At 38.0% G+C, this 24,945-nt stretch carries 20 protein-coding genes; 9 read left to right on the top strand and 11 right to left on the bottom strand.

All coding sequences use genetic code 11. The annotated features are described in order from the left end of the window. Positions 1 to 7 precede the first annotated feature (7 nt). On the top strand, positions 8 to 1,105 hold the full coding sequence (gene msrB / locus AC5YGI_RS02865; protein ID WP_496167455.1) for a peptide-methionine (R)-S-oxide reductase MsrB: 1,098 nt from the start codon (positions 8 to 10) through the stop codon (positions 1,103 to 1,105). Between the two features lie 180 nt (positions 1,106 to 1,285). Here msrB and AC5YGI_RS02860 read toward each other — a convergent pair whose 3' ends face one another. Continuing rightward, the gene (locus tag AC5YGI_RS02860) at positions 1,286 to 2,131 is read right to left on the bottom strand and encodes an ABC transporter permease (RefSeq protein ID WP_496167453.1); all 846 of its coding nucleotides are present in this window, start codon (positions 2,129 to 2,131) and stop codon (positions 1,286 to 1,288) included. 2 nt (positions 2,132 to 2,133) lie between these two features. Further along, complete coding sequence (locus tag AC5YGI_RS02855) at positions 2,134 to 3,036, bottom strand: ABC transporter ATP-binding protein (protein WP_330745637.1); 903 nt, start codon at positions 3,034 to 3,036, stop codon at positions 2,134 to 2,136. A 116-nt stretch (positions 3,037 to 3,152) separates the two neighbouring features. On the opposite strand from AC5YGI_RS02855, the gene AC5YGI_RS02850 reads away from it, so the two are divergent. The 5 genes from AC5YGI_RS02850 (at position 3,153) to AC5YGI_RS02830 (ending at position 8,232) form a co-directional block, all read left to right on the top strand. Further along, on the top strand, positions 3,153 to 4,505 hold the full coding sequence (locus AC5YGI_RS02850) for an ATP-binding protein (protein ID WP_446106433.1): 1,353 nt from the start codon (positions 3,153 to 3,155) through the stop codon (positions 4,503 to 4,505). Between the two features lie 74 nt (positions 4,506 to 4,579). Continuing rightward, positions 4,580 to 5,683 (top strand): NAD(P)/FAD-dependent oxidoreductase, encoded by a 1,104-nt coding sequence (locus AC5YGI_RS02845; RefSeq protein WP_496167450.1) that lies wholly within the window; start codon positions 4,580 to 4,582, stop codon positions 5,681 to 5,683. A gap of 17 nt (positions 5,684 to 5,700) precedes the next feature. Continuing rightward, positions 5,701 to 6,192, top strand: coding sequence for a hypothetical protein (locus AC5YGI_RS02840; protein ID WP_330745640.1), 492 nt, complete (start codon positions 5,701 to 5,703; stop codon positions 6,190 to 6,192). A gap of 145 nt (positions 6,193 to 6,337) precedes the next feature. Beyond that, the gene (prfB, locus tag AC5YGI_RS02835; protein ID WP_062671212.1) at positions 6,338 to 7,450 is read left to right on the top strand and encodes a peptide chain release factor 2; all 1,113 of its coding nucleotides are present in this window, start codon (positions 6,338 to 6,340) and stop codon (positions 7,448 to 7,450) included. A gap of 86 nt (positions 7,451 to 7,536) precedes the next feature. Then, positions 7,537 to 8,232, top strand: coding sequence for a DedA family protein (locus tag AC5YGI_RS02830; RefSeq protein WP_110009261.1), 696 nt, complete (start codon positions 7,537 to 7,539; stop codon positions 8,230 to 8,232). A gap of 337 nt (positions 8,233 to 8,569) precedes the next feature. Here AC5YGI_RS02830 and AC5YGI_RS02825 read toward each other — a convergent pair whose 3' ends face one another. Both AC5YGI_RS02825 and AC5YGI_RS02820 read right to left on the bottom strand, forming a co-directional pair. After that, complete coding sequence (locus AC5YGI_RS02825; protein WP_330745641.1) at positions 8,570 to 9,439, bottom strand: alpha/beta hydrolase; 870 nt, start codon at positions 9,437 to 9,439, stop codon at positions 8,570 to 8,572. 24 nt (positions 9,440 to 9,463) lie between these two features. Beyond that, positions 9,464 to 9,958: a tetratricopeptide repeat protein gene (locus tag AC5YGI_RS02820; protein ID WP_330745642.1), complete on the bottom strand. Its 495-nt coding sequence runs from the start codon at positions 9,956 to 9,958 to the stop codon at positions 9,464 to 9,466. Between the two features lie 155 nt (positions 9,959 to 10,113). Between AC5YGI_RS02820 and AC5YGI_RS02815 the strand changes: the two genes are divergently transcribed. Next, a complete protein-coding gene (locus AC5YGI_RS02815) occupies positions 10,114 to 10,995 on the top strand; it encodes a DUF808 domain-containing protein (RefSeq protein ID WP_330745643.1) in 882 nt (293 codons plus the stop codon). Between the two features lie 345 nt (positions 10,996 to 11,340). Here the strand turns inward: AC5YGI_RS02815 and dnaJ are convergent, their stop codons facing one another. From dnaJ to proS, 5 genes are all read right to left on the bottom strand, one after another. Further along, entirely contained in the window at positions 11,341 to 12,459 is a 1,119-nt protein-coding gene (dnaJ, locus tag AC5YGI_RS02810) for a molecular chaperone DnaJ (RefSeq protein ID WP_496167446.1), read from the bottom strand. Positions 12,460 to 12,557: 98 nt separating this feature from the next. After that, positions 12,558 to 13,097, bottom strand: coding sequence for a nucleotide exchange factor GrpE (locus AC5YGI_RS02805; RefSeq protein ID WP_395974916.1), 540 nt, complete (start codon positions 13,095 to 13,097; stop codon positions 12,558 to 12,560). Positions 13,098 to 13,318: 221 nt separating this feature from the next. Further along, entirely contained in the window at positions 13,319 to 14,653 is a 1,335-nt protein-coding gene (locus tag AC5YGI_RS02800; RefSeq protein ID WP_330745644.1) for an Nramp family divalent metal transporter, read from the bottom strand. 114 nt (positions 14,654 to 14,767) lie between these two features. Beyond that, positions 14,768 to 16,099 (bottom strand): OmpA family protein, encoded by a 1,332-nt coding sequence (locus tag AC5YGI_RS02795; protein WP_110009269.1) that lies wholly within the window; start codon positions 16,097 to 16,099, stop codon positions 14,768 to 14,770. 118 nt (positions 16,100 to 16,217) lie between these two features. Then, positions 16,218 to 17,693, bottom strand: a complete 1,476-nt coding sequence (gene proS, locus AC5YGI_RS02790; RefSeq protein ID WP_496167443.1) for a proline--tRNA ligase — start codon at positions 17,691 to 17,693, stop codon at positions 16,218 to 16,220. A gap of 144 nt (positions 17,694 to 17,837) precedes the next feature. Between proS and AC5YGI_RS02785 the strand changes: the two genes are divergently transcribed. Further along, positions 17,838 to 18,938: a prolyl-tRNA synthetase gene (locus tag AC5YGI_RS02785; protein ID WP_330745645.1), complete on the top strand. Its 1,101-nt coding sequence runs from the start codon at positions 17,838 to 17,840 to the stop codon at positions 18,936 to 18,938. Between the two features lie 53 nt (positions 18,939 to 18,991). Further along, positions 18,992 to 20,377 (top strand): OmpP1/FadL family transporter, encoded by a 1,386-nt coding sequence (locus tag AC5YGI_RS02780; protein WP_227943975.1) that lies wholly within the window; start codon positions 18,992 to 18,994, stop codon positions 20,375 to 20,377. Positions 20,378 to 20,478: 101 nt separating this feature from the next. On the opposite strand, the gene AC5YGI_RS02775 is transcribed toward AC5YGI_RS02780, so the two are convergent. Both AC5YGI_RS02775 and AC5YGI_RS02770 read right to left on the bottom strand, forming a co-directional pair. After that, on the bottom strand, positions 20,479 to 22,131 hold the full coding sequence (locus AC5YGI_RS02775) for a RagB/SusD family nutrient uptake outer membrane protein (protein WP_496167440.1): 1,653 nt from the start codon (positions 22,129 to 22,131) through the stop codon (positions 20,479 to 20,481). 10 nt (positions 22,132 to 22,141) lie between these two features. Further along, positions 22,142 to 24,880: a SusC/RagA family TonB-linked outer membrane protein gene (locus AC5YGI_RS02770; RefSeq protein WP_496167438.1), complete on the bottom strand. Its 2,739-nt coding sequence runs from the start codon at positions 24,878 to 24,880 to the stop codon at positions 22,142 to 22,144. Positions 24,881 to 24,945 lie beyond the last annotated feature (65 nt).

Genomic DNA, 24,945 nt, shown 5'->3' with positions numbered 1-24,945 from the left:
AGTAAAAATGAAGAATATATTAATTGCACTCGGAATCATTCTGGGTATAGCAGTATTTGCTGCGGAATCAGGACTTTTCAGAAAAACAAAGTCCAATGTAGTGGAAATAAAAAAAGAAAATGAGGAAATTATGGATAACAAGAACGTTAAAGAGATTTATTTTGCAGGTGGATGTTTCTGGGGAACAGAACACTTTTTTCAACAGATTCGTGGCGTGGTAGGAACAGAAGTTGGTTATGCCAACGGTAATACCAAAAATCCTACTTATGAAGAAGTCGTAAGCCATACAACAGGTTTCGCAGAAACCGTAAAAGTAAAATATGATCCTGAGCAGGTAGATCTGAAACTATTGATTGATCTGTATTTTAAAACCATTGATCCTACAAGCAAAGATCAGCAGGGAAATGACAGAGGAAACCAGTACAGAACAGGAATCTATTTCACTGATAAAACAGATGAAGCGGTGGTAAAAGCGGAAGTTCAGAAGCTGGCAAAGAATTATCATAAACCAGTAGTCGTAGAAACTATTCCATTGAAAAATTTCTACAGGGCTGAAGACTATCATCAGGATTATCTGGATAAAAATCCAGGCGGTTACTGTCATATTGAACCGGGACTTTTTGAAATGGCCAAAAAAGCCAACCCGCTTCCAAAACCGGCTTACCAAAAGCAGGATAAAAAAGTTTTAAAAGAAAAACTGACTGCAGAACAATATAATGTTACCCAGGAAAACGGTACCGAAAGACCTTTCCAGAATGAGTACTGGAATGAAACCCGTGAAGGAATTTATGTAGATATTACAACAGGGGAACCTTTGTTTGTCTCTACCGATAAATTTGAATCCGGATGCGGATGGCCAAGTTTCTCAAAACCGATTACCAAAGGTTTGATTGAGGAAAAACTGGATCGTTCGATTGGTATGGACAGAGTGGAAGTAAGAAGTAAAACGGGGGATGCCCACTTGGGACACGTTTTCACAGACGGGCCGCAGGATAAAGGTGGACTTCGTTACTGTATCAACAGTGCTTCGCTGAAATTTATTCCAAAAGCGGAAATGGAAAGCAAAGGATACGGAAAATATCTTCCGTTGTTAGATAAAAAGTAATATGAAAAGAAGGCTGCCGTTGGGCAGCCTTTTTATATTGAATTAATGATGTAGTTGAAATCTTTCTTTGATGCTGAACATGGAGATATTCAGAAATAGGAGAAATCCGAAAACGAACCACTTAAAAATAATCTTTAAATATTTTAATTTTTTAAATCTTTAAATCCTAAATATAGCCATCTACCAATCCCTTTTTCTCAGAATCCAGTACGAACCGAATATAAAAATAGCACACCATACCAGACAGGCGATAAGACTTTCCGTAGGGTAGTGGAACTCATATTTTAAGCCCATCATTTTAGCCATATTTAATCTCATCATTGGGTTAGGAATAAGGCTTGACATGCTTTCAAGCGGTAAAAGGTGCGAGATAAAAAAATCATTCTGAAGAACCTCATTTCTTTGCGGTCCCTGCATTCCCTTTACTTTTGAATACGTTTCAAGAGCAGTTAAAATTCCTTCGCCAATCCAGAAAACGAAAAGGGCAAGAAAAACAAAAACAGATTTTCTCAGTAAAATGGAAAGGAACATTAAGAAGCAAAAGAACGTAAATAGCTTCACAAAATAATTTCCAATAAAGAACATTTCAGCAAAAGCCTTGGTAGAGTCCGTTGTATTCGAATATTGATAGCCCAGAAACAACGTAATTCCCAACACAATGGCTGTCGAAACAATAGTGAAAATGCTTATCGTCAGCAATTTTGAAGTGATGAATTCCTTTCTGCTCAGTCCGTCAATCGTGTTTTGCTTGAACATTCTGTTGCTGAACTCCTGGGAAATAGAGAAAACAATGATCAGTCCCAGGAAAATTTTCAGCAAAGCAACAATCCATGTGGTGAAATTCCAGATTTCCGGGAAATTATAAATTCCCTGTTCTTTTAAATTGATCGTTCCTCCAAAAATATCAAAGTCAACCAATCCAATGAAAAGTAAAGCAATAAGAATGGCGAAATAAAGTGTCGTGAAAACTCTGAACGGTTTATAGTTCAGGTTTTTGTAATATTCAAGTTTTAATAATTTGATCATGATTAATTGGTGTTTTTTACAAGTTCAAGGAACTGAGATTCTAGAGACAGTTTTTTCTTTGTTAAATGAGAAAGATAGATTCCTTTTTCAGCCAGTTTCTGATTCATTGCCGAAGCTGAAATAGAAGCGTCATCACGGATCTGAGCTTTGATAAGATCACCTTCCTGATTGATGGACGAGAACCACTGAAGTTCGTTCAACGCATTTAAAAGTAAGGTGTTATTATCAGCTTTCAGCTCAAAATATCCGTTGTTGGAAGTCATTTCATCCACTCTTCCGCAGTAAATGGAATTTCCTTCCTTCAAGACAATGACATGGCTGCAGATTTTTTCAATTTCATCCAGAAGATGGCTTGCAATGATAATGGTGATTCCCTGCTTGGCAATATCACTGATAATTTCTCTGATCTGAATAATTCCTTCAGGATCCAGTCCGTTGGTCGGTTCATCCAAAATTAATACTTCCGGATTGTTCAGCATGGCAGAAGCAATCGCCAGACGCTGTTTCATTCCTAAAGAGAAAGTCTTGAAAGTATCTTTTCTTCTTTCATACAGATTAACCGTTTTCAGAACTTCGTCAATCCTTGAGTAGGGTGTTTGCTTAATTTCAGCGACAATCTTAAGATTGGTTTCTGCACTTAGATAAGGATAAAAATTAGGCTGTTCAATAATCGCTCCGATCTTTTTTAAGGTGTCAGGATCAGTTCCTTTCTTGCCAAACCAGAACCAATCTCCGCTGGTGGGATTGATGGTTGAAAGCAGCATCCCGAAAGTAGTGGATTTTCCGCTTCCGTTCGGTCCCAAAAGGCCATAAACATTTCCTCTTTCGACATCAAAAGAAATATTGTTGACCACAACTCTTTTGAATTTTTTCGTCAAATTTTTTACTGATAAAATCTTTTCCATGTAATTTGTTTTACATAGTAGTAGTCTATATAAATTAGAGAATGTTACAGAATTATCATAAATCAACATTAATTTATGGACAAATACATTAAATTTGATAGAATTAATCAACAGTTATGAAGCTAATTGAACTGGCAGAAGAATTAAATGTATCTGCAGAAGCCATAAAACAGTTTATCCAGGATTTTGATCTTGAACTGGTAGATTGTATCAGTACCAATTTTGAGGTAAAAAAAGATTTTGAAAAATTTGCCCGCGAAAATGTAGATTTTTTAAGACTTTATGAAAAAGATCTTGATAAGAATAAAACCCTGGAGCAGATTGCCGAAGTCATTAAGCAGCCAAAAGACAAGGTTGAAAAGGTGATCAAAGACAATAATCTCAATATTTTCGATAATGGTTTTTACAAATCCTCCATATCAAGCTATGGAATTGATAATAAACTGGGAGGGAATTATCAGTTTGTCTACGATTATTTTGGGCATAAAACCAGCCTTCAGCAAAGAGATTTTATCGGATACAGAGACCTGTTTTTTTATACATCCACTGTTCTGGAACCCTTCCTGAATCCGCAGCAGATCAAAGACTGGGGCATCAACAAGCCTGCAGGGATTATTCTGTACGGACCTCCCGGAAGCGGTAAGATATTCTGGGCCAACAAAATTGCTGAAATTATCGGATATCAGTTTAAGGAAGTCAAAAAACATTATTTGGGAACTTCGCTGATTGATGGAAATGAGATTAATTTCAGTGATTTCCTGGTGAGTATGATGAAGGAAAACAAAATGCTTCTTTTTATGGATGATTTTGATGAAATTATGATGCAGAGAAGGGCGGAAACAGACATTGCTTCCTGCAATCTTGAGGCTCAGGAACTGATTCTTCACTATATCGGAAAGTTTGAAAAAGAAGGTGTTTTAATGGTAGGTTCAGCTAATTCTGTGGCTGAAATTGATGAGGAAATTCTGGCACCCGGAAGATTTGATGTGCTGATTCCTATTTTTCCACCCAATGCTGCTGAGCGCTCGGAAATCATTCTTTATGCCATGACCAGAGGATTGGAAGAAGATTCTTTACTCTATAAAATACTTAAAAATAACAAGGCTGATAAAGTTCCATTCTGGCATGAAATTTCTTCAAAGATGAAAGCATTTAGTAATACCATGCTGATTGACTTTACGCAAAGCCTAAAGAAAAGAATCAAAAACCTGTATCAAAGGACCAGAAACGAAAAGCTGAAAATTGATCAGAAAATTTTAGACAGCGCATTAAGGGATGCAGGATCAAAACTTACTGAAGAATACCTTGATCAGGTAGCACGATTTCTTGCGGATGCCATTATCAATAATTTTGATGACTTCAGGTTTAGGATTCAGGCTCTGAAAAATGAACTGGAAACCTACAGAGTTGTCGAAGAGCCGCAAAGAGCAATAGGATTCCAGCATAATGAAGAAGGAGATAAAGGATAAACCGTTTAAAGTTTAAAGTTTAAAGTTTAAGACTTTATAAAAATTACTCATTACCTATTTATTACTCATTATTTATGAACAGTATTTGGGAACTGGATACTTTCTACAGAAAAAGAGACATCATCATTATTGGTGCGGGGTTTTCCGGGCTTTGGACAGCCATATCCATAAAGGAGAAGTATCCTGAAAAATCTGTTCTGATTATTGAGCGGAATAGCATTCCATTGGGAGCTTCCACAAGAAATGCCGGATTTGCCTGCTTTGGAAGTCTTACCGAAGTCATTGCCGATTCTGAGAAAATGGGCTGGGAAAAAACACTGGAGCTTGTTACAATGAGATTTAACGGACTTCAGAAAATCCAGCATTATTTTAAACATGATGAAATTGATTTTGAATTGAATGGAGGTTATGAAATTATAAATAATGAAGACCCTTTATCTCATATTGAAGTAGTCAATGAAAAACTGAAAACAATAACCGGACGGGCTCAGACTTATGCTTTGAATCAAAATAAAATACAGGAATTCGGACTTGGAAAATCTGAATTCCTGATAGAAAATCCCTGTGAAGGAAGTCTGCATTCAGGAAAATTATTACAAAAGCTTTTAGAAAAGTGTCACGAACTGAAAATTGAGTTTCTATTTGGAACGGAAGTTCAAAATATTGAAGAAACGGACAAAGTTGAGGTGCAGTTTTCAACAGATCTTTCTGTAATCGCCGAGCAGCTTATTTATTGTACCAATGCATTCACTTCAAAGTTTCTGAAAGAAGAAACTATCGTTCCTGCCCGCGGACAGGTTCTCCTGACTGAGCCAGTAGATGAATTGAAACTTAAAGGAACATTTCATTATGACGAAGGGTATTATTATTTCAGAAATGTAGGAAACCGGATATTACTAGGTGGCGGGCGAAATAAGGATTTTAAAACAGAAGAAACAACGGCTTTTGAAACAACAGAGTTTCTGCAGAATCACCTGGAAAACTTTTTAAGAGAGATCATTCTTCCTCATAAAGACTTTAAAATTGCCCTTCGCTGGTCGGGAATAATGGCTATGGGTGAAGAAAAATCGCCCATTGTAAAACAACTTTCAGAAAGACAGTTTTGCGCGGTAAGACTTTCAGGAATGGGGGTGGCCCTGGCTCCAAAAATTGGAGAGATAATAGCAGAAATGATATAAATATCAAGTTGATACCCATGAAATACTTACCATTTGAACGTATTACTTACAAAACAAATTTGTCTGAAAAGGAAGTATTAACAAGACTTTCTGGTTTTGTAGAACCTAAAAAATTTGGTTTGGGAAAGAATTATATAAAAGATTATGAAGGATCTGTGGATAATAATAGCTTTGAAATAAGCAGAGTGATACAATACAGAAACTCATTTCTTCCTCAGATCAATGGTAAAATTCAAAATGGAAATAATGGAACCCAAATACAGGTGACCATGTCATTAAATGCTTTTGTCTTCTTTTTCTTAATAGTCTGGTGCTCATTTGCCCTGATTTTCTTCATAGGTGTCTCTATAAAAGCTATAAGGGAAAAAGAAATAGCAGTAGAACTTTTTCTTCCTCTGGGTATGCTCTTGTTTGTCTACGCTTTAACTATGGTAGGATTCAAATCGGAAAGTAAACAAGCAAAAGAATATCTTAGAAGAAGCTTTGACGCTGAAATTGTTAAGGAATAGTTCTCCTAAATCAGATCCTGAACCTCTATTAAATTTCCAAAAAAAATCAAGTATTCGAAAAACTCGAATCCCGAACCCCGAAAACTAAAACCCCGCACCTCTCCACTCTAAAAGAATTCCTTATTTTTGCAAAAAAGAAAAACTCGTGATTAACAACGACCAGATAAAAGAAGTTCAATCCAGGATTGAAGACTTACACAGATACCTTCAGATTGAAAAAAAGAAGATTGAAATTGCCAATGATGATGAAAAAACTGCAGCACCGGAATTTTGGGACAATCCCAAAACAGCTGAAGCTTTTTTAAAGCAGCTTCGTTCCAAGAAAAAATGGGTAGAAAGCTATGACGAAATTCAGACACAGTTTGAAGATCTGCAGGTTTTGGCTGATTTTGCTAAAGAAGATCCGGATTCTGAAAAAGAACTGGATGAAACATTCCCGCAATTGGTGGAAAAAATTGAAGACCTGGAATTCAAAAATATGCTTTCCAATGAAGGTGATGAACTTTCTGCAGTCCTTCAGATTACAGCAGGAGCAGGAGGAACAGAAAGTTGTGACTGGGCAGCTATGCTGATGAGAATGTATACCATGTGGGCAGAAAAACAAGGCTATAAGATCCGTGAACTGAACTTCCAGGAAGGGGATGTGGCCGGAGTGAAGACTGTTACCCTTGAAATTGAAGGTGAATTTGCTTTCGGATATTTAAGAGGTGAAAATGGGGTGCACAGATTGGTGAGAATTTCCCCGTTTGACAGTAATGCGAAACGCCATACCAGTTTTGTTTCGGTATATGTTTATCCTTTGGTGGATGATACCATTGAAATCAACATCAATCCTGCCGATATCAGCTTTGAAACGATGAGAGCTTCCGGAGCAGGAGGACAGAACGTAAACAAGGTAGAAACCGCTGTACGTCTTCGCCACGCTCCTACAGGAATTATTATTGAAAACTCAGAATCCCGTTCTCAGCTTCAGAATAAAGAAAAGGCAATGCAGCTCCTTCGTTCAAGACTCTACGAAATGGAATTGGAAGAGCGTATGAAAGCCAGAAACGAGATTGAAGCCAACAAGATGAAGATCGAGTGGGGAAGCCAGATCAGAAACTACGTCATGCATCCTTACAAGCTGGTAAAAGATGTACGTTCAGGTCATGAAACGTCAGATGTAGATGCCGTAATGAATGGTAATATCACTCCTTTCCTGAAAGCATTCTTAATGGCCGATGGAACCGCAGTTTCCGATGATGATCTCGACTTATAAAAATCATGTTTGAATTTTAGTTAAAATCTTATAATTAATTTTTGTTTCAGACATTTTAGACTTACTTTTGTTGTTCATCGATATTTATGGAAGATTTCAATAGCTGGAAGGATTTATTAAACCCGGAGTTTTATATAAAAATGGGAGGGTTTTGGCTGATTTTATTTATTGTTTTTGCTGAAACGGGTCTTTTTGTAGGATTTTTTCTACCTGGAGATTCTCTACTTTTCGTTTCAGGAATTTATGCCGTTGAAATCATCAAAGAGACTTTTGGCTCTACAGGGAGCGATTTTTTAGATACCACCTTATTGGCTTCAGGAGTAGCTCTTGCCGCTATTATTGGAAATGAAGTAGGATATTACTTCGGAAGAAAAGCAGGACCAGCTTTGTATAAGAGACCGGATTCAATGCTATTTAAGAAAAAATACCTTTACCAGGCACACGATTTCTTTGAAAAACACGGAGCTTTAGCCGTTATTATGGCAAGATTCTTACCGGTTGTAAGAACTTTTACTCCTATTGTAGCAGGTATCGTAAAGATGGATAAAAAAGAGTTTTTAAGAGATAATATTATTGGTGCTGTATTATGGTCTTTCATTCTGATCTTTGCAGGACATTATCTTGACAAGCTTTTTATGGAGCAGTTTGGCATCAACCTGAAAGAAAAACTGGAATACATCATTATTGTAATCGTATTGGTAACAACACTTCCGGTAATCATTAAATTTGTTTTCGGGAAAAAAGAAGATCTTTCCAAATATGAAGATCAGGACTTTGAATAAATAAGAAATTCAATCAAAAATATAGAGCCGTTTCATTGTTGAGATGGCTTTTTTGTTTATATAAGTATTTTTACCACGCAAAGCTCGCAAGGTTTATTATTATGATCTGTTACTTTTCGTTCGCAGAGGCATTTCATTTAGCTAAGTAACTCACCTCGCTGAACGAAGTGCCTTTGCGACCACAGAATATAAGCCTTACAATTTCTTTGCGGACATAGCGTTTTAAATATATCCACCAAACAAAAATTATTTTTTATGCTGGATATTAAAAAAAATTCTATGAACGGATTGTTTAAAATAGGAGTTTAATTATATGTTCTGTGAATTAAATAGGTAACTATTCTTTAATCCATTCCAGAATATTAGGATAGATAATGCTGTCTCTTTTTCTTTTACTGAAGAATCTGGGGGCATGCCCGGCTCCTTTCATGAAAATGAATTTATGCGGAATATTCATTTGGGTAAGCGCTGAATCCATGGCGATTCCCTGATGCTGGTTGACCAGTACATCATTGTTTCCCTGAAACAACAATGTGGGAACATTGGTAATATTAGCAATAGGACTGGCTTCTTTGAAGGCTTCAGACATATTTTTCCGGTCAAACTTAGTCCCTACTACTTTTTGAAAAGTAGGAGAAGTATATTTTGAATAAAATGATTTAAGATATTCTGAGCTGTAAAAATCTGTTGGCCCGCTTAAAGAGATGATTTTTTTGATCTGCTCGGGATGCTGATAACCGTAAAGTAAGGCGAGATGTCCGCCGGCACTTTCTCCCAGAAGAATGTAATTATTGGGCTGAAGCTCTGCTTTTTCCGCTAGAGAATTGAATTTTTCAATGGCAAGGGCAATATCTTCAAGCTGTTGTTTATAAGTGATTTTTTCCTTTGGAGAAACCAGCCTGTAATTCATATTGATGCTTGGAATTCTATTTTCAAAAAGCATCTTCTGAACCTGGATCATATGTTCTTTTTTACCCAAAGTCCAGGCGCCGCCATGAACGATAAGGACTACAGGGGAATTTTCAGCATAATCTTTGGGAAGAAAGATATCCATTTTCTGTCTTTTATGCTCACCATATTTCAGATTGTAAATCTTCTGCTGGCCTCCGGGACCTACCCAAACCCTGAATTTCGTATTACAGGACTGCAGCACGAAGCCAACACATCCCATAGCGAAAAAATGATACCGGAGAATGAGCTTTTTCATAAAGTAAAAATAAAAAAAATATTATTACAATTCATTATGCAGACCCTTGGCATAATTGTAAACAGACCGGTTGTATCTTGGCAGATGGTGGGAAAGTGCCTTTAAAGTTAATGATAATGCTTCCTCATATTTCCCGGCTGAAGAAAGGGACAACGCTAAAAAAGAATCTACTGCATCATTTAGCTCATCAGAATAATGAGCTTTTTCTTCCCTTAAAATATGAATGCTTTCTTCTGTTTTTCCATTATTTCTTAAGGTACTTGCCAGTTGGATTCTTGCTCTTCTTCTTCGTAAGCCGGTTAATCCGTGATCCAATGCCGATCTGTACAAAGGCTCTGCTTCCTTTTCATGTCCGGTGGAATCAAAAGCGCAGGCTCTTTCAAAATCGGCAACAGCCTGGGAATTGTTATCTGTAAGTAATTCTACATGATTTTTAATGTGCTGAATAAATGCTTCATTGCTTATCGTTCCCAGTTGTAGCCATAAACTTTGTAATTGGTCTTCCCAGTTTTTATCCATTGAATAGGTTTTAAACAAAGATATAAAATATTGAAAGTGAAGGATTGCTTAATGATTCTCATAATTTTGAAAATTATTGTCATATTATGAATCCAAAAACGGAATTAAATAATTATTTTTGCTGGACTTAACAAAGATTAAAAAATTATTAAAATATGGCATCAGGCTTTTTTGCTATTTTGGATGATATTGCAGCATTGATGGATGATGTAGCAGTTACCAGTAAGATTGCTACACAAAAGACAGCAGGAATTTTAGGGGACGACCTGGCTGTAAATGCAGAAAAAGCCACCGGCTTTCTTTCCTCCAGAGAACTTCCGGTTCTGTGGGCTATTACCAAAGGATCATTTATCAATAAACTGATCATTCTTCCTATTGCCTTTCTTCTCAACTGGCTGTACAAACCGGCTATTGAAATGATTCTTATTTTAGGGGGAATATATCTTGCCTTTGAAGGAGTAGAGAAAATTATAGAATTCCTGTTTCACCGTTCCAAAAAAGGGCACGAAGTCATCAAAGAAAGTGACGAAGAAGAAAATTCTGAAGTTTCTGAAAAAGCAAAAATAAACTCAGCGATCAGAACAGATTTTATCCTTTCTATTGAAATTGTAATTATTGCATTGGGAACGGTTATCCAGCAGGAACATCCGCTTCTTACACAGATTTTAACGGTAACTTTTGTATCATTTATTGCAACAGTAGGAGTGTATGGAATTGTTGCATTGATCGTAAGAATGGATGATGCAGGTTTCAGTTTGATTAAAAAGAGTCATGACAAAGGATTCTTCTCCAAGCTTGGTCACTTATTGGTAAAGGCATTGCCAGTTATCATCAAACTTTTAGGAGTTGTAGGAACAATTGCTTTGATCCTGGTTTCAGGAGGAATTTTTGCTCATAATATTCATTATTTACACGAGCTGCTTCCAACGTGGCCGTCTATGCTGAAAGAGTTTACTTTCGGTCTTGTAGGGGGAATTGCTGCAGTATTGGTTTTCACTTTAGGAAAAGGAATCTATTCCCTGACAACAAAAAAATAAAACAGAATTAAAATTAAATAATCAAAAAGTCCTGTATTCGAGAGAGTACAGGATTTTTTATTTATAGAACTGTTTAATATTACTGAAATTTGATATTTACTATATTAAAATCTATGTTTTTAACGCAAAGTCTTAATCTTACTATTTTTTATTAACAGGAAGCAAAGATGAAATCAATAAATTGATTTTTAATGAGCAGACGGTTTTATCCACAAAGCTTTCTCAGCGACAAAGTCGCTATCCTTTGCCTTCTTTAATAAAACATGTGAACTAGTTTTTCTTTGCGTTAAAACTAGGTGTTTGTTTAAAGCAAAAAAGAGACTTTTTACAAGTCTCTTTTTTATATTAATTGAATAAATCTTTTACTTTATCAAAAAAAGTTTTTTCCTTTCCGGATGGTTCTGCAACCATTTCTCCGCTGGACATCTGCTTTTCAAAGAATTCCTTCTGATCTTTGGTAAGCTTTTGCGGTGTCCATACATTGATGTGGATGAACATATCTCCTTTACCATAGCTGTCGATGCTCGGAAGTCCTTTTCCTGCCAATCTTAAGATTTTTCCGGACTGAGTTCCCGGATCAACGGTAATTTTCACTTTTCCGCCAACGGTAGGAATTTCTTTCTTGGTTCCTAAAGCAGCTTCAGCAAATGAAACATATAATTCCTGGTGAAGATTATCACCTTCTCTTTTGATCGTTTGATCTACTTCCTCTTCAATAATCACCAATAAGTCTCCCGGAACACCTCCAAATGGGGCATCATTTCCTTTTCCTCTTACATTAAGCTGGATACCGTCTCTTGCACCTGCCGGAATGTTGATGGTAATTTCCTCTTCATCTTTAATAAGACCCTGTGCATTCGCCCCTGCAGGAATTTTGTCAGCAACTTTTCCAATTCCCTGACATGTACCGCAGGTAGTTTGAGTCTGCATCTGACCGAACATCGTGTTCATCACTTTTAACTGAACACCGGAACCGTTACAGGTAGGACATGTTTTTGAAGTGGCACCTTCCGCCATCTTCATTTTCTTTACTTTGATGGTTTTCTGAGTACCGTTTACCATTTCCTCAAGGTTCAGCTTGATTCTGATTCTTAAATTAGAACCTTTCACCTGCTGACGGCCTCCACCGCCACCGCCGAATCCTCCGAAACCGCCACCGAAAATATCTCCAAACTGGCTGAAAATATCCTCCATATTCATTCCGCCTCCGAAGCCTCCGCCTCCGAAACCGCCATTTCCACCCATTCCGGCATGTCCGAACTGGTCGTATCTGGCACGTTTCTGATCATCGCTCAGAACCTCATAAGCCTCAGCAGCTTCTTTAAATTTTTCCTCAGCCTCTTTATCCCCTGGATTTTTATCCGGGTGGAATTTGATGGCCATTTTACGGTATGCTTTTTTTATTTCGTCGGCTGATGCAGATTTGCTGATCTCAAGAACCTCGTAATAATCTCTTTTTGACATGACAATTTTATAATTGATTGTTGATAAATGATAAAAGATATTCTAAAGCTAATAAGTGAAACATTCAATTATCACTCATCATTTATCATTTATGAATTTTAATTTCCTGTTACTACTTTTGCAAAACGGATTACTTTATCATTTAAAGTGTACCCTGTTTCAATAACGTCTACGATTTTTCCTTTCAAATCTTCCGATGGAGCAGGGATCTGGGTAATCGCTTCATGGAAATCAACATTAAAGCTGTCACCAGCCTTTACTTCCATTGTTTGTAAGCCTTTTTCGGTAAGTTTATTCTTGAATTTCTGATAGATAAGCTCTACACCCTGAAGATCAGCCGGATTTCCGTTTTTAGCGATTTCTTTTAAAGCTCTTTCAAAATCATCCAAAACTCCTAACATTGAAACCATCATCTCCTGGTTGGCATACTGGAAGAATTCCATCTTCTCCTTGCTTGTTCTTTTTTTATAATTTTCGAATTCAGCATACAGTCTGATGTAACGGTCTTTCTCTTCTGCCAAAAGTTCCTCCGGAGAAGGTGCAGCTGTCACATTGTCCTGTGATGTTGCGTCATTCTGAACATTGTTTTCTTCCTGATTATTGATGCTTTCTTCGTTAATATCCTGGTTTTCCATAATTCAATATTTATTTACTGATTGTTTGACAAAGAGTCTGCCAAATCTAAAATCTGGACATTAAGGCAGAAAAAAGAAGTAATGGTAAATGAATACGTCAATGCGCTTCGCTTGTGAATTTATTGTGGAGTAGGGTAAAAAATTGACTTTGCAAAGCAAAAATTGACCATTAACCATTCACTTAATAATGTCCAACAGTCAATTTAAAAACTGTCATTGTACCTTTATTCTCCTGTAAATGTCTGATATAACAGATAAAGGTTTAAAACAATAATAATAATGGAAATAATCCATACACAGATTTTCAGGAATGGTTTATTGACAAATTCACCCATTTTGGCTTTATCATTGGTAAACATTACCAGTGGAACAACGGCAAAGCTCAGCTGCATGGAAAGAATTACCTGGCTTAAAACCAATAATTCAGTTGTTCCCTGTTCACCGTAAAGAATGGCAACAATAAGTGCTGGGATTACAGCGATAAGTCTGGTGATCAGTCTTCTCAGCCATGGTTTTAATCTGATATTCAGGAAACCTTCCATGACGATCTGCCCGGCAAGAGTTCCTGTTAATGTGGAGTTTTGCCCGGACGCCAATAATGCAATCGCAAATGCAATACTAGCCATAGAAGCTCCTAAAATTGGGGTTAACATTTTATAGGCATCATGAATATCCGCCACATGTTCGTTTCCTGTAGTATGGAATGTAGCAGCAGCCAGAATAAGGATTGCAGCATTGATGAAGAAAGCCAGCATTAATGAAACTGTACTGTCTATAGTGGCAAACTTTATGGCCTCTTTTTTTCCTTCAGTATTACGGGGATAATCCCTGGTCTGCACAATACTGCTGTGCAGATACAGGTTATGCGGCATGACGGTAGCTCCTAAGATCCCGATCGCAATATAAAGCATGGCAGGATTCTGAATGATTTCCTTTTGTGGAACCAAACCTCCCAGAATCTCATTGAAAGCAGGCTTTGAGATAACGATTTCATATACGAAACACGCCAGAATAATGAAGATAAGTCCTCCTACAATACTTTCGATCCATCGGAAGCCTTTTGCCTGAAGTAAAAGGATGATTAATACATCTACTGTTGTAATAACAATCCCCCAGGTCAGTGGAATATGAAATAGCAAATTTAACGCAATAGCAGAACCGATGACCTCGGCAAGATCACAGGCGGCAATGGCGATTTCACAGAATACCCATAGAATAAAATTCGTGGTAGGACTGAAGTGGTCTCTGCAGGCCTGGGCAAGATCTCTTTCTGCAACTACCCCCAGTTTAACAGATAAGTGCTGCAAAACCATGGCAAAGATATTTGAAATAAGAATTACTGAAAGGAGGGTATATCCAAACTGAGCTCCCCCTGCAATATCTGTTGCCCAGTTTCCCGGGTCCATATAACCTACAGCAATCATCAGTCCTGGTCCTGCAAATGCAAGATACTTTCTCCAGAAAGTTGCATTTTTAGGAACTTTGATTGATGAATAGACCTCTGACAGGGAATGGTTTGTTTTATCTTTTCGCCAGGCGCTTTTTATATTGAAGTTCATAAATGTTAGAAATGACTAACAAATTTAATTAAATAAATGTAAACAGAAAAATCATCGCATAAAAAAATCCCGGAAATTTGCTTTCCGGGATATAATTTTTATTGAATCTAAAGATTATTTAGCAAATCTTACAGCCATTTTTCTGTCTGCAGCTCTTTCAGCATCAGAAGCTGTAGCATCAACTTTAGCAAATTTACTTCCATAGCCCTCAGCTTCTAAAACCTGAGCACCAACTCCTGCTTTTACTAAAGCAGCCTTGATATATTCAGCTCTGGCTTTTGATAGTTTTACATTGTTGGCTTCGTTTCCGGTTTTATCCGTATAACCCCCGATTTTGATTTTTGCATCTGGGAAAGCTTTAAGGATCGCCACTAGGTTATCCAATTGCCCTTGTGAACCTGCCTCAAGTTCAGTAGCACTTCCCATTTTGAAATTTACGTGATCGAAATCGTACCACTTATCTTTCAATGCTGCATCATCAGCGGCATTTTTATAGTTTCCGGATTTCAGGAATGTAATCATCTGATCTTCCATTCCTCCTTTATAACCTTTTAACATCACTCCGTTAAGATCAATGTCTTCATCTGTTTTAGCTGTTGCCGGAGCAGGTGTTGCTGTTCCCGTTGTAGCAGCAGTATCTGTTGCTGTACTGGTTGCTGCTGAGTCAGATGTTGTGGTAGTAGTGGTAGTCGTCTGCTTTTTCTCACACTGTTTCCATAAGAAATAAGCAGCAGCTATCAATAATAAAAGCGGAAGCAACCATTTCCAGATTGAACCTCCGCCTTGATTATTGTTGTTATTATTTTCAAATCGTTCTCTTACTTCTCTTGCTCCTTCTGAAACATTTTCTCTTGCTGTAGCAACACCTTCAGCGATGTTATCTTTAGCAGTAGACGTTACTGAAGAAACCGTTTCTTTAGCCTGTCCAAACCAATTCTCAGCTCCTAATCCAAAGGATGCCAAAGAAAGACCTGCAGGCAGTAAAGAAGAAACAATGCCTTTCTGATCATGCAGTAAGCTGGAAATACCTGAAGCACCCAGATTATTGTCTGCTGCATATTTTCCAATAGTGCCTACTGTAGCTCCAGTCACCAGGTTTAACAAAGAACCTGCAGAGGTATTGCTGACACCTGAAAAACTGGCAATGGAATTCACTAACGCACCTACTTTATCTCCAAAAATGGAAGACAACAAGTTTGAAATAACAGGACTGCTGGACGAACCTCCTAATAAATTTCCTAAAATTCCACTTGAAGAGGCTTGTGTAATTGCATCCACAACGCCAGGCTTATCTGCATTATTGGCTAATCCACCTACTACAGCAGGTAATAATCCGCCAATTGCTTTAGAAATACCGGATTCACTTTCTCCAAACTGCGATGCAGCCTGTGAAACCAATGCGGGACCTAATTGTCCTTTAATTAAATCAATGACATTTAAAGACATAATAATAAATTTTTTTGATTAATGTTGAGATAAATTTAAACAAAAATCCGTCCAAATGTCACTTTTTTTTGAATATTTCTTTAAATATTAACGATTTTTTTCCAAATCATTAATATTTTTAATAGGCTTTTGCAAATAACACGCGTCTCTTAGATGGTTTTCCTGAGATCAATGAAATTCCTTCTTCTATATCATCATCCAAAGGAATACATCTGATGGTTGCCTTCGTTTCATCTTTGATCTGTTCCTCTTCTTCAGCTGTCCCATCCCAGTGTGCATAGATGAATCCACCTTTTTCTTCCAGAACTTTTTTGAATTCTTCATAAGTATCCACTTTCGTGATATTATTTTTTCTGAATTCAAATGCTTTGTTATAAATATCCTGCTGAATGGTTTTCAACAGATCTTCGATATAAGAATCAAGTCCTTCAATAGAACGAACTTCTTTAGTCAGGTTATCTCTTCTTGCGATTTCCACAGATTTATTTTCAAGGTCTCTAGGTCCCATAGCAATTCTTACAGGAACTCCTTTCAATTCATATTCTGCAAATTTCCATCCTGGTTTGTTCTGGGTGTCATTATCAAACTTCACAGAAATTCCTTTTGCTCTCAGTTTAGCCTGAATATCCAAAGCCACTTCACTGATCTGCTCCAGCTGCTCTTCTCCTTTAAAGATAGGAACAATCACGACCTGGATTGGAGCAAGGGTAGGAGGCAGTACCAATCCGAAATCATCAGAGTGGGTCATGATTAATGCTCCCATCAGACGGGTAGAAGTTCCCCATGAGGTAGCCCATGCATGTTCAATTTTTCCTTCTTTGTTGGTGAATTTTACATCAAATGCTTTTGCGAAATTCTGTCCTAAGAAGTGAGAGGTTCCAGCCTGTAAAGCTTTTCCGTCCTGCATCAATGCTTCAATACAATAAGTCTCATCGGCTCCTGCAAATCTTTCAGAAGGTGTTTTCAACCCCTGAATAACTGGAATAGCCATAAAGTTTTCTGCAAAATCAGCATATACTTTATTCATTTTCTCTGCTTCTTCCACAGCTTCATCTTTTGTAGCGTGCGCGGTGTGCCCTTCCTGCCATAAGAACTCTGCGGTTCTTAAGAAAAGACGGGTTCTCATTTCCCAACGAACAACATTCGCCCATTGGTTGATTAATATCGGCAAGTCTCTGTAAGACTGAATCCAGTTTTTATAGGTATTCCAGATAATTGCTTCTGAAGTAGGACGAACAATAAGTTCTTCTTCCAGTTTTGCATCCGGATCTACAATCAGTTTGGATGGATTGTCCGGATCGGTTTTTAACCTGTAGTGGGTAACAACAGCACATTCTTTTGCAAAACCTTCTGCATTTTTTTCCTCAGCCTCAAACAAGCTCTTGGGCACAAAAAGCGGGAAGTATGCGTTAACGTGACCTGTTTCTTTGAACTTTTTATCCATTTCATCACGCATTTTTTCCCAGATCGCATAGCCATACGGTTTGATCACCATACATCCACGCACGCCTGAGTTTTCAGCTAAATCAGCTTTTACAACCAGCTCATTATACCATTTGCTGTAATCTTCGCTTCTTGAGGTTAATTTTGCCATTATTTTTTTTAATTTTTTTAACTTTTGTACATTATTGTTATCTAAAAATAAAAATCTATTTTTGATAGATTTTTTTACCAGTATTTTGGTACATTTTTGGTACAGATTGCAAATATAATTTAAATTAAAAATTTTTACGTTATCATGAAAAGAAATATACATAAAAATTTGCTTGGTCTGCTAAGATCCAAAGGGATATTGGCTGTATCGGGCGGATTATTACTTGTGTCTTGTGGTGCTCAGATGGGAGGGTATAGCGAGACAGATGGGGTGTATTACGACCCCAATAAGGATACGCTACCTGAAGGAGTTATCATCAATGATAGCGGAAACAGAGTAGGAGAATATTATGACTACTATCAGGATTCCAATGTAATTCAGAATGCACAGACGAATTCCAGAGAGCAGCAAAACAGATATAACGACTGGAGCAATACCAATCCAGACTGGAATTCCAATGCTACAGACTCAGATTGGGGACTTTATGCAGGTTCACAAACGAACTACTATGACAACTCATGGGGATGGGGATCTCCGTGGGGATGGTATGGTGGTTACAGCCCATATTGGGGCTGGGGCTGGAACCGCGGCTGGGGCTGGGGTGCAAGTATGTCCTGGGGTTGGGGCGGATCATTCGGCTGGGGCTGGGGAGGCTCTTTCGGCTGGGGAAGTCCATACTGGGGATACGGCTATGGCGGATACTATGATCCATTCTGGGGCGGATACTACGGTAACCCATATTGGGGATACGGTGGAGGTTACTGGGGTGGTGGCTACTACAACAGACCTGTTTACAGAAGAAGTGGTGTCAGCGGAGGCGGATTCCAGAATACAGGGGTAGCCAACGCAGTTTACAGAACGAATACCAACAATTCAGGTTTCAGAAATACGAATGGTGGTTTTAGAAATACCAATAACAATGGTGGTTTCAGAGACACTAATTCCAACGGAGGTTTCAGAAACAGTAACAGTAATGGCGGATTCAGAAATGGTAACTCCGGAGGTTTCAGAAATACACAGTCTAACGGTGGATTCCGTAATTCGGCACCACAAACAAGACCCAATTACAATTATCAGCAGCCACAGCCAAGATACAACAACAATAACGGAGGTTTCAGATCTAACGACTCAGGAGGTTTCAGATCCAGTGGTGGCTTCAACTCCGGAGGTGGAGGCTTCAGAGGCGGTTCTTCAGGAGGCGGCGGAATGAGATCCGGCGGCGGAGGCAGAGGAGGCTTCAGATAATTTTCAAATTAATAAACTATTTAAAAATAATGTTAAAAAAATCTTTAGTATTAATGAGTATTTCTGCTGCATTTTATGCACAGGCTCAGGATGTTTCTGTCATAAGAAATACAGTAGAGGTTTATTCAAGTACTCCTATGGTGGGATCAGCTAAGTTTAATGCGATGGCTGGTGCTAATGGTGCGCTGGGAGGTGATGCGAATTCTTTGCTTACCAACCCTGCAGGTTTAGGAGTCGCTATTTCAGGAGAGGTTTCAGGAACTTTATCTATTTTAGGAAATAAAAACACCAGTTCTCTGGCGGGATCTTCGATTGACTACAGCAAAACCAAAGGAGATTTAGGGAATGCCGGAGGGATCATTGCTTTTCCTTTGATGACAGAAACCGGCTGGAAATTCATCAATATTGGTATTAATTTTTCTAACCAGACGCTGGATAATGTAATCCAGACGCCGGGTAATAATAATATCGTTTATGCTTTTGATAAGGATGATATTACCAAAGACGCGGCATTGGCAGGGCATATGTATGAAAGATACGGTAACCTGTCAAAGATGAGTTTCGGGGTAGGTGCCAACTATAATCATAATTTATATTTAGGAGCAGGTTTCAATTTTTTCAATGCTTCATTGGATCAGTATGATAGTTTGTTTTACCGAAATCTGACCAATAATTCCACAGAAGGATTCAGTAAGCAGGATACTCCTTATTCAGAAAGATCTTCAGGTTTTTCTGCTTCATTAGGGGTAATCGGTAAGTTAAGTCCAAATTTCAGATTGGGAGCATCTCTTGAAACGCCTACATTCTGGACAATAGACAGAAATTATTATTTCTATAACGATCCTGTGTATGGAGATGATATGGGAGCTGAAAATAGAAAGTTCACTTCACCGCTTAAAGCAACAGTGAGTGCTGCCTTTGTAGCGAGTAAAAATTTCTCATTGAACGTAGATTATACCCTTGGACTTACAAAGCCTGATTACAAGGTATATGGAGGTGCGGAAAGAGCTTTGAATGATTTCTTTAAAGAAAACTACAAGAATCTTTCTGAAGTAAGAGTAGGAGCGGAGTACAGAGTACAGCAGTTCAGATTGAGAGGTGGTTACGCCTACCAGTCAACTCCTTTTGATGCCCTTACGATCAGCAGATTTAATGATGCAGGTACTGTAGGAGATCAATCGTACAGCAATATGATGCTAAGTGACAGAAATACCCTTTCTTTTGGTATCGGGTATGACTTCAAATCATTCTATGTAGATGCATCTTATCAGAACATCTCATCTAAGTATACTAATCCTTTCATGAGAGGATATATGGATGGAAATTCTGATTCATCTTATTATTCTGCTAATAACATCTTTGAAAGTGATGCGTATGCGGCAAGTGAGGTGAAAAACAACAGAAATAATTTCTTCCTTACAGTAGGATGGAAATTCTAAGTTAAAATATCAAAATATATAAAGAGAGGCTGCCCATATTCAGGACAGCCTCTTTTTTGTTGGTTTGAAATTTTTGAATGCTGTTGGTTTCCGTATTATTCTTAATCGGGATTCTGAACAAGATTTGGCTGGATCTGGATCTGCTGTTCCGGAATATATTCTACCACTCTGTTATGGGTATAAGGTACTGTATAAAAAGCATTGCTTCCACTTAAATGAGTTCCGGGATATTGTCTGTCGAGATCCAGTTTGTTTCTGAAGACATCGTATCTTCTATGTCCTTCAAAAGCCATTTCCAACCTTCTTTCCTGTAGAACAACGTCCAGAATAGTCTGCCCTGCAGGGACTGAATTATATGCAGGTATTCCTGCTCTTGTTCTGATAATGTTTATGTCTGTGAGTGCTGAAGCAGTATTTCCTTTTTTCGCATAGGCTTCAGCTCTGTTCAGGTATAGTTCTGCCAGTCGTACAATAACCGGCGACCATAACTGAGGAACCCCTTCCTGTAATGAACATTTTAAAACATAAAATTTAGGATATCCGTTTCTTTTATCCATGTCATTATCTAGGTATACATAAGTTTTCCCACCGTTTGCGTTAACAAAATAATAGTTTGTTTTATTAGGTGCTGCTTCAGATAGTACCTGATAATTGATATTATTCATGGTAAAATAAGTATTTCCATTCTGCTGGAAGGTTTTTTGGAACTGATAGCTGTAGGTTGCGGCGCTGGATGAGCTGGTTCCTTTTTGCACCCAATAGGCTACAGGAACTGCCGGACTGCTGTATTTTGGGGAAATAAACTTCAGCCTTGCGTCCTGAGGGTTCTGATTGATAAGATCCAGATAAGAGGAAGAAGCGTACATTTCACCCCAACCTACATTCTGTATGGTGGCATACATAGAACCTATTGTATACCAGCCATCACTATAGTCTCCATCTTTGTTATATTTAAATGCAAAAATGGTCTCTGTATTGGTTTCAGGAGTCTTGGTAGCATAGGCAGGAAATTCTGCTTTGGACAAAAGCGTATACTTTCCGGAATTGATGACTTTATCTGCATATTCTATCGCTTTATCATTATTTTCCATGTACAAGTAGACTCTGGAAAGTAAGGCCTGCGCAGCTTCTTTGGACGCGTATATGTTATCTTTATCTAGTGTCATCAGTTTTTCAGCCTTTAAAAGATCACTTACCACCTGATTATATATTTCTCCTACCGTGGCTCTTGCAGGCAAATCGTTGACATCGTCAGATAGTTTTAAGGGTACTCCGGGATTACCTGTTCCCTGATTATACGGTCTTCCAAAGACGTTGACCATAGAAAAGTATACATAAGCTCTCAGGAAATAATTTTCGCCTATCAGCTGATCTGTTTCTGTGTCTTTTCCTTCAGCAACCTTTGAGATCAATCTGTTGCAACCGATGATAGCTTTATATCCGGAGTTCCAGATGATATTGGTGCGGTAATTATTTTTAATGCTTTTATAATTATAATAATAGAAGAATGAATCGCTGGTCGTTCCGCTTATATCGACATTATCACCACCATATTCACTGATCCTGTACAGATTGTTATAAAAGCCGCCACCGTCAGCATCACCTTTAAGCAATGCATAATTTCCTAAGGTGATAGTCTGCAGTCCTGTTGCGTCTGCCAGAACCACATCAGACTCTTTTGAATCATATGGCGAACGGTCTATGTTGCATGCCGTCAACGATATTATAAGAATGGGAATAAGTATTTTTTTCATAATTATTTTTTTAGAAAGTAAAGTTTAAGCCTAATGAAAATCTTCTTGGAATAGGGTAGATAGCTCCTGCATTGCCGGAATAGACACTTTGGCTATCTGCATTACCAACTTCCGGATCTACTCCGGAGAATTTGGTGATGGTGAATAAATTTTCACCCATAATATAAATATTAGCTGATTTTATTTTCATCTTTTCTGTTAGAGATGCCGGAAAATTATATCCTATTCTCAGTGATCTTAATTTGACAAAGCTGGCATCTTCAAGATAACGTGAAGACGGCTTATTTGTTAATGAATTATTGTTGTATACAGCAGCCGGATGGGTTGCGATATCTCCAGGCTTTTCCCATCTTGTCCATCCGTTTTCCAAAACCATCTGGTTGTAATATGGATAGGCACCGTCTGAATCAAATAATTCCCTGTACGAGTTATATACTTGCCCACCCTGTGAGAAATAAAGATTTGCGGCAAGGTAAAAATTTCTGATAGTAAGATTAGTACTTACAGAGCCGTAATAATCTGGTGTGGCTGCTCCTACTACCTGTACGGTAGCCAGGTTATATTTTGAGGTTGCACTTCTGCTTCCGTCCGGGTTGATTACTTCCCATTGTGCTTCACCATTGTCCGGATTTACCCCCAGCCACTTTCTCATATAGAAAGAGTTAACGTCATACCCCGGTATGGCTACATGGTAATTACTTAATACTTGTGTGCCATTATTTCGGGTCGACAGTACATTGTTTTTATAAGTACTGATATTGAATCCAAGATCCCAGCTGATATCTTTTGAGCGAATAATGGAGTAATTTACATTGAATTCCCAACCTTTGTTTTTGACATCACCAATGTTCAGATACTGTCTGTCAACCCCTGTCAGTGATGGAAGGGTAACAAGCATCAGTAAGTTTTTTGTTTTATTGTTAAAATAATCAATGTTTAAAGTCAGTCTGTTGTTAAATGCTCTGATATCTGTACCGATATTATTCTGATAGATAGATTCCCAGGTGAGTCCAGGGTTTCCGAGTTGATACCATGTTGCTCCTATCTGTCCGTTATATTTCTGTGTAAGACTGTAGAGATCCTGCCATCCATAATTGGGGCTTGGAGTATTTCCCACAAGACCCCTGCTCGCTCGTAATTTCCATTCATTAATAGGTTCTATCTTGAAAAAGTTTTCTTTATGAATATTCCATCCTACACTGTAGGCATAGAATAAGCCGTTTCTTTTATTGGCACCGAATGCAGAAGATGATTCGTTCCTTAAAGACCCTTGAACGAAATATTTTTTATTAAACACATATTCAGCGTTAAACAGAAAAGCATTATAAGCTCTATCTGATTTAGTTCCCGATGGTTTTTCACCTGTTGTGGCACCTGTGTTGAAAATATCTGTACCAGGTACTACCCCATAAACACCTGCTTTTGAGGCTTTGTAGAATCTGTCGGTATATTCATACGCAGCTAATGCATTGATATTATGATTTCCAAAATCTTTATCAAACCTCAGCATCTGGTTGAAAAATTTGCTGATATCTTTTTGATAGTTTTCTGTTAGTTCCCCCTTATTACTTGTTCCACTGATTGATCTTGGGTCGGTATAGTACATATCATCATAGTTTTTGTAGGTGACATTGTTTGTACTAATGAATTTGAGATAATCGGTAAACAGGATTTCAGCATCTATATTTCCTATTAGATCAAGCTGATTACTTTTGCCATAGTTCCATTGAAGGTCATACAGATAGCTGCTTTTATCTCTTCCATACCAATCTGTATAATCCTCATCCACCCGGATCAGATTTCCATTAGCATCTCTGGGATTGTCCCATGGCATATTAAGGTACATCTGATAAAGGGAAGCCTGAGTATCTTTTCCCGTGGTATATGATAAGCTGACTTTGGGTTTCAGTATCAACCAGGGCTTTATAGTTTGTTCATGATTAATTCTGAATGAAAGCCTGTTGTATTCATCTCCTTTTATTGTTCCGGTTTCATTATAATAATTTCCTGAAATATAGGTTTTGGAATGGTCTGACCCGCCTCTGAAATCAATAGTATAATTTTGTACAACTCCTGTCTGTGTACCGTCTTTCAGCCAGTTGTAGCCATCGTTTCTAAGAGTTTTAGGGATTTCAGGTGCTCCTTTTAATGAGGTGAAATAATCATACAGCTGCGTTCCGTTCATAAGCTTAAAGCGCCCGTTGTTAAACACATTAAAAGAATTATTAAGAGATGCACTTAATGTACCTTTTCCTGAATTTCCTGATTTGGTAAACACCTGTACAATACCATTGGCAGCTCTGGAACCATACAAGGCTGTAGAAGCAGCATCTTTCAGGATGTTGATGCTTTCTATCTGATTGGGATCCAGATTGGGAGCATAGGGCATTACTACGCCATCCACTACCCAAAGGGCAGAACTGGGACCATTGATGGTGGAAGTACCCCTGATTTTTACAGTGGCTACTGAGCCAGCAGAACCTCCACCAGGCAAAATCTGGACACCAGCAGCTTTTCCCTGCAGAAGACCGGATACGCTTGGAGTATTGGAATCCTGAAGCTTTTTGTCGGAAATAACAGAGACAGCGGCTGTAAGACTGGATTTCTTCTGTGCTTTGTAGCCAATAATTACAATGTCATCAATTTTTTTTTCTTCTAAAGAATCTGTTTTCTTTGTGGTCTGGGCTGCCATAAAACCCGTCATTAAGAAAGAACAGACTGATGTCGTTAAGTTTTTTTGTTTTTTCATACAATTTTTAGATGATGGTAGTGTGGCTAATGTACGAAAAACAATGTATCGTTGTTAATAGTTTG

The organism is Chryseobacterium sp. CS3K3.1 (assembly GCF_059515165.1).
Note: the sequence above shows the minus strand (reverse complement) of the source record. Positions and strands in the feature narration are given on the sequence as shown.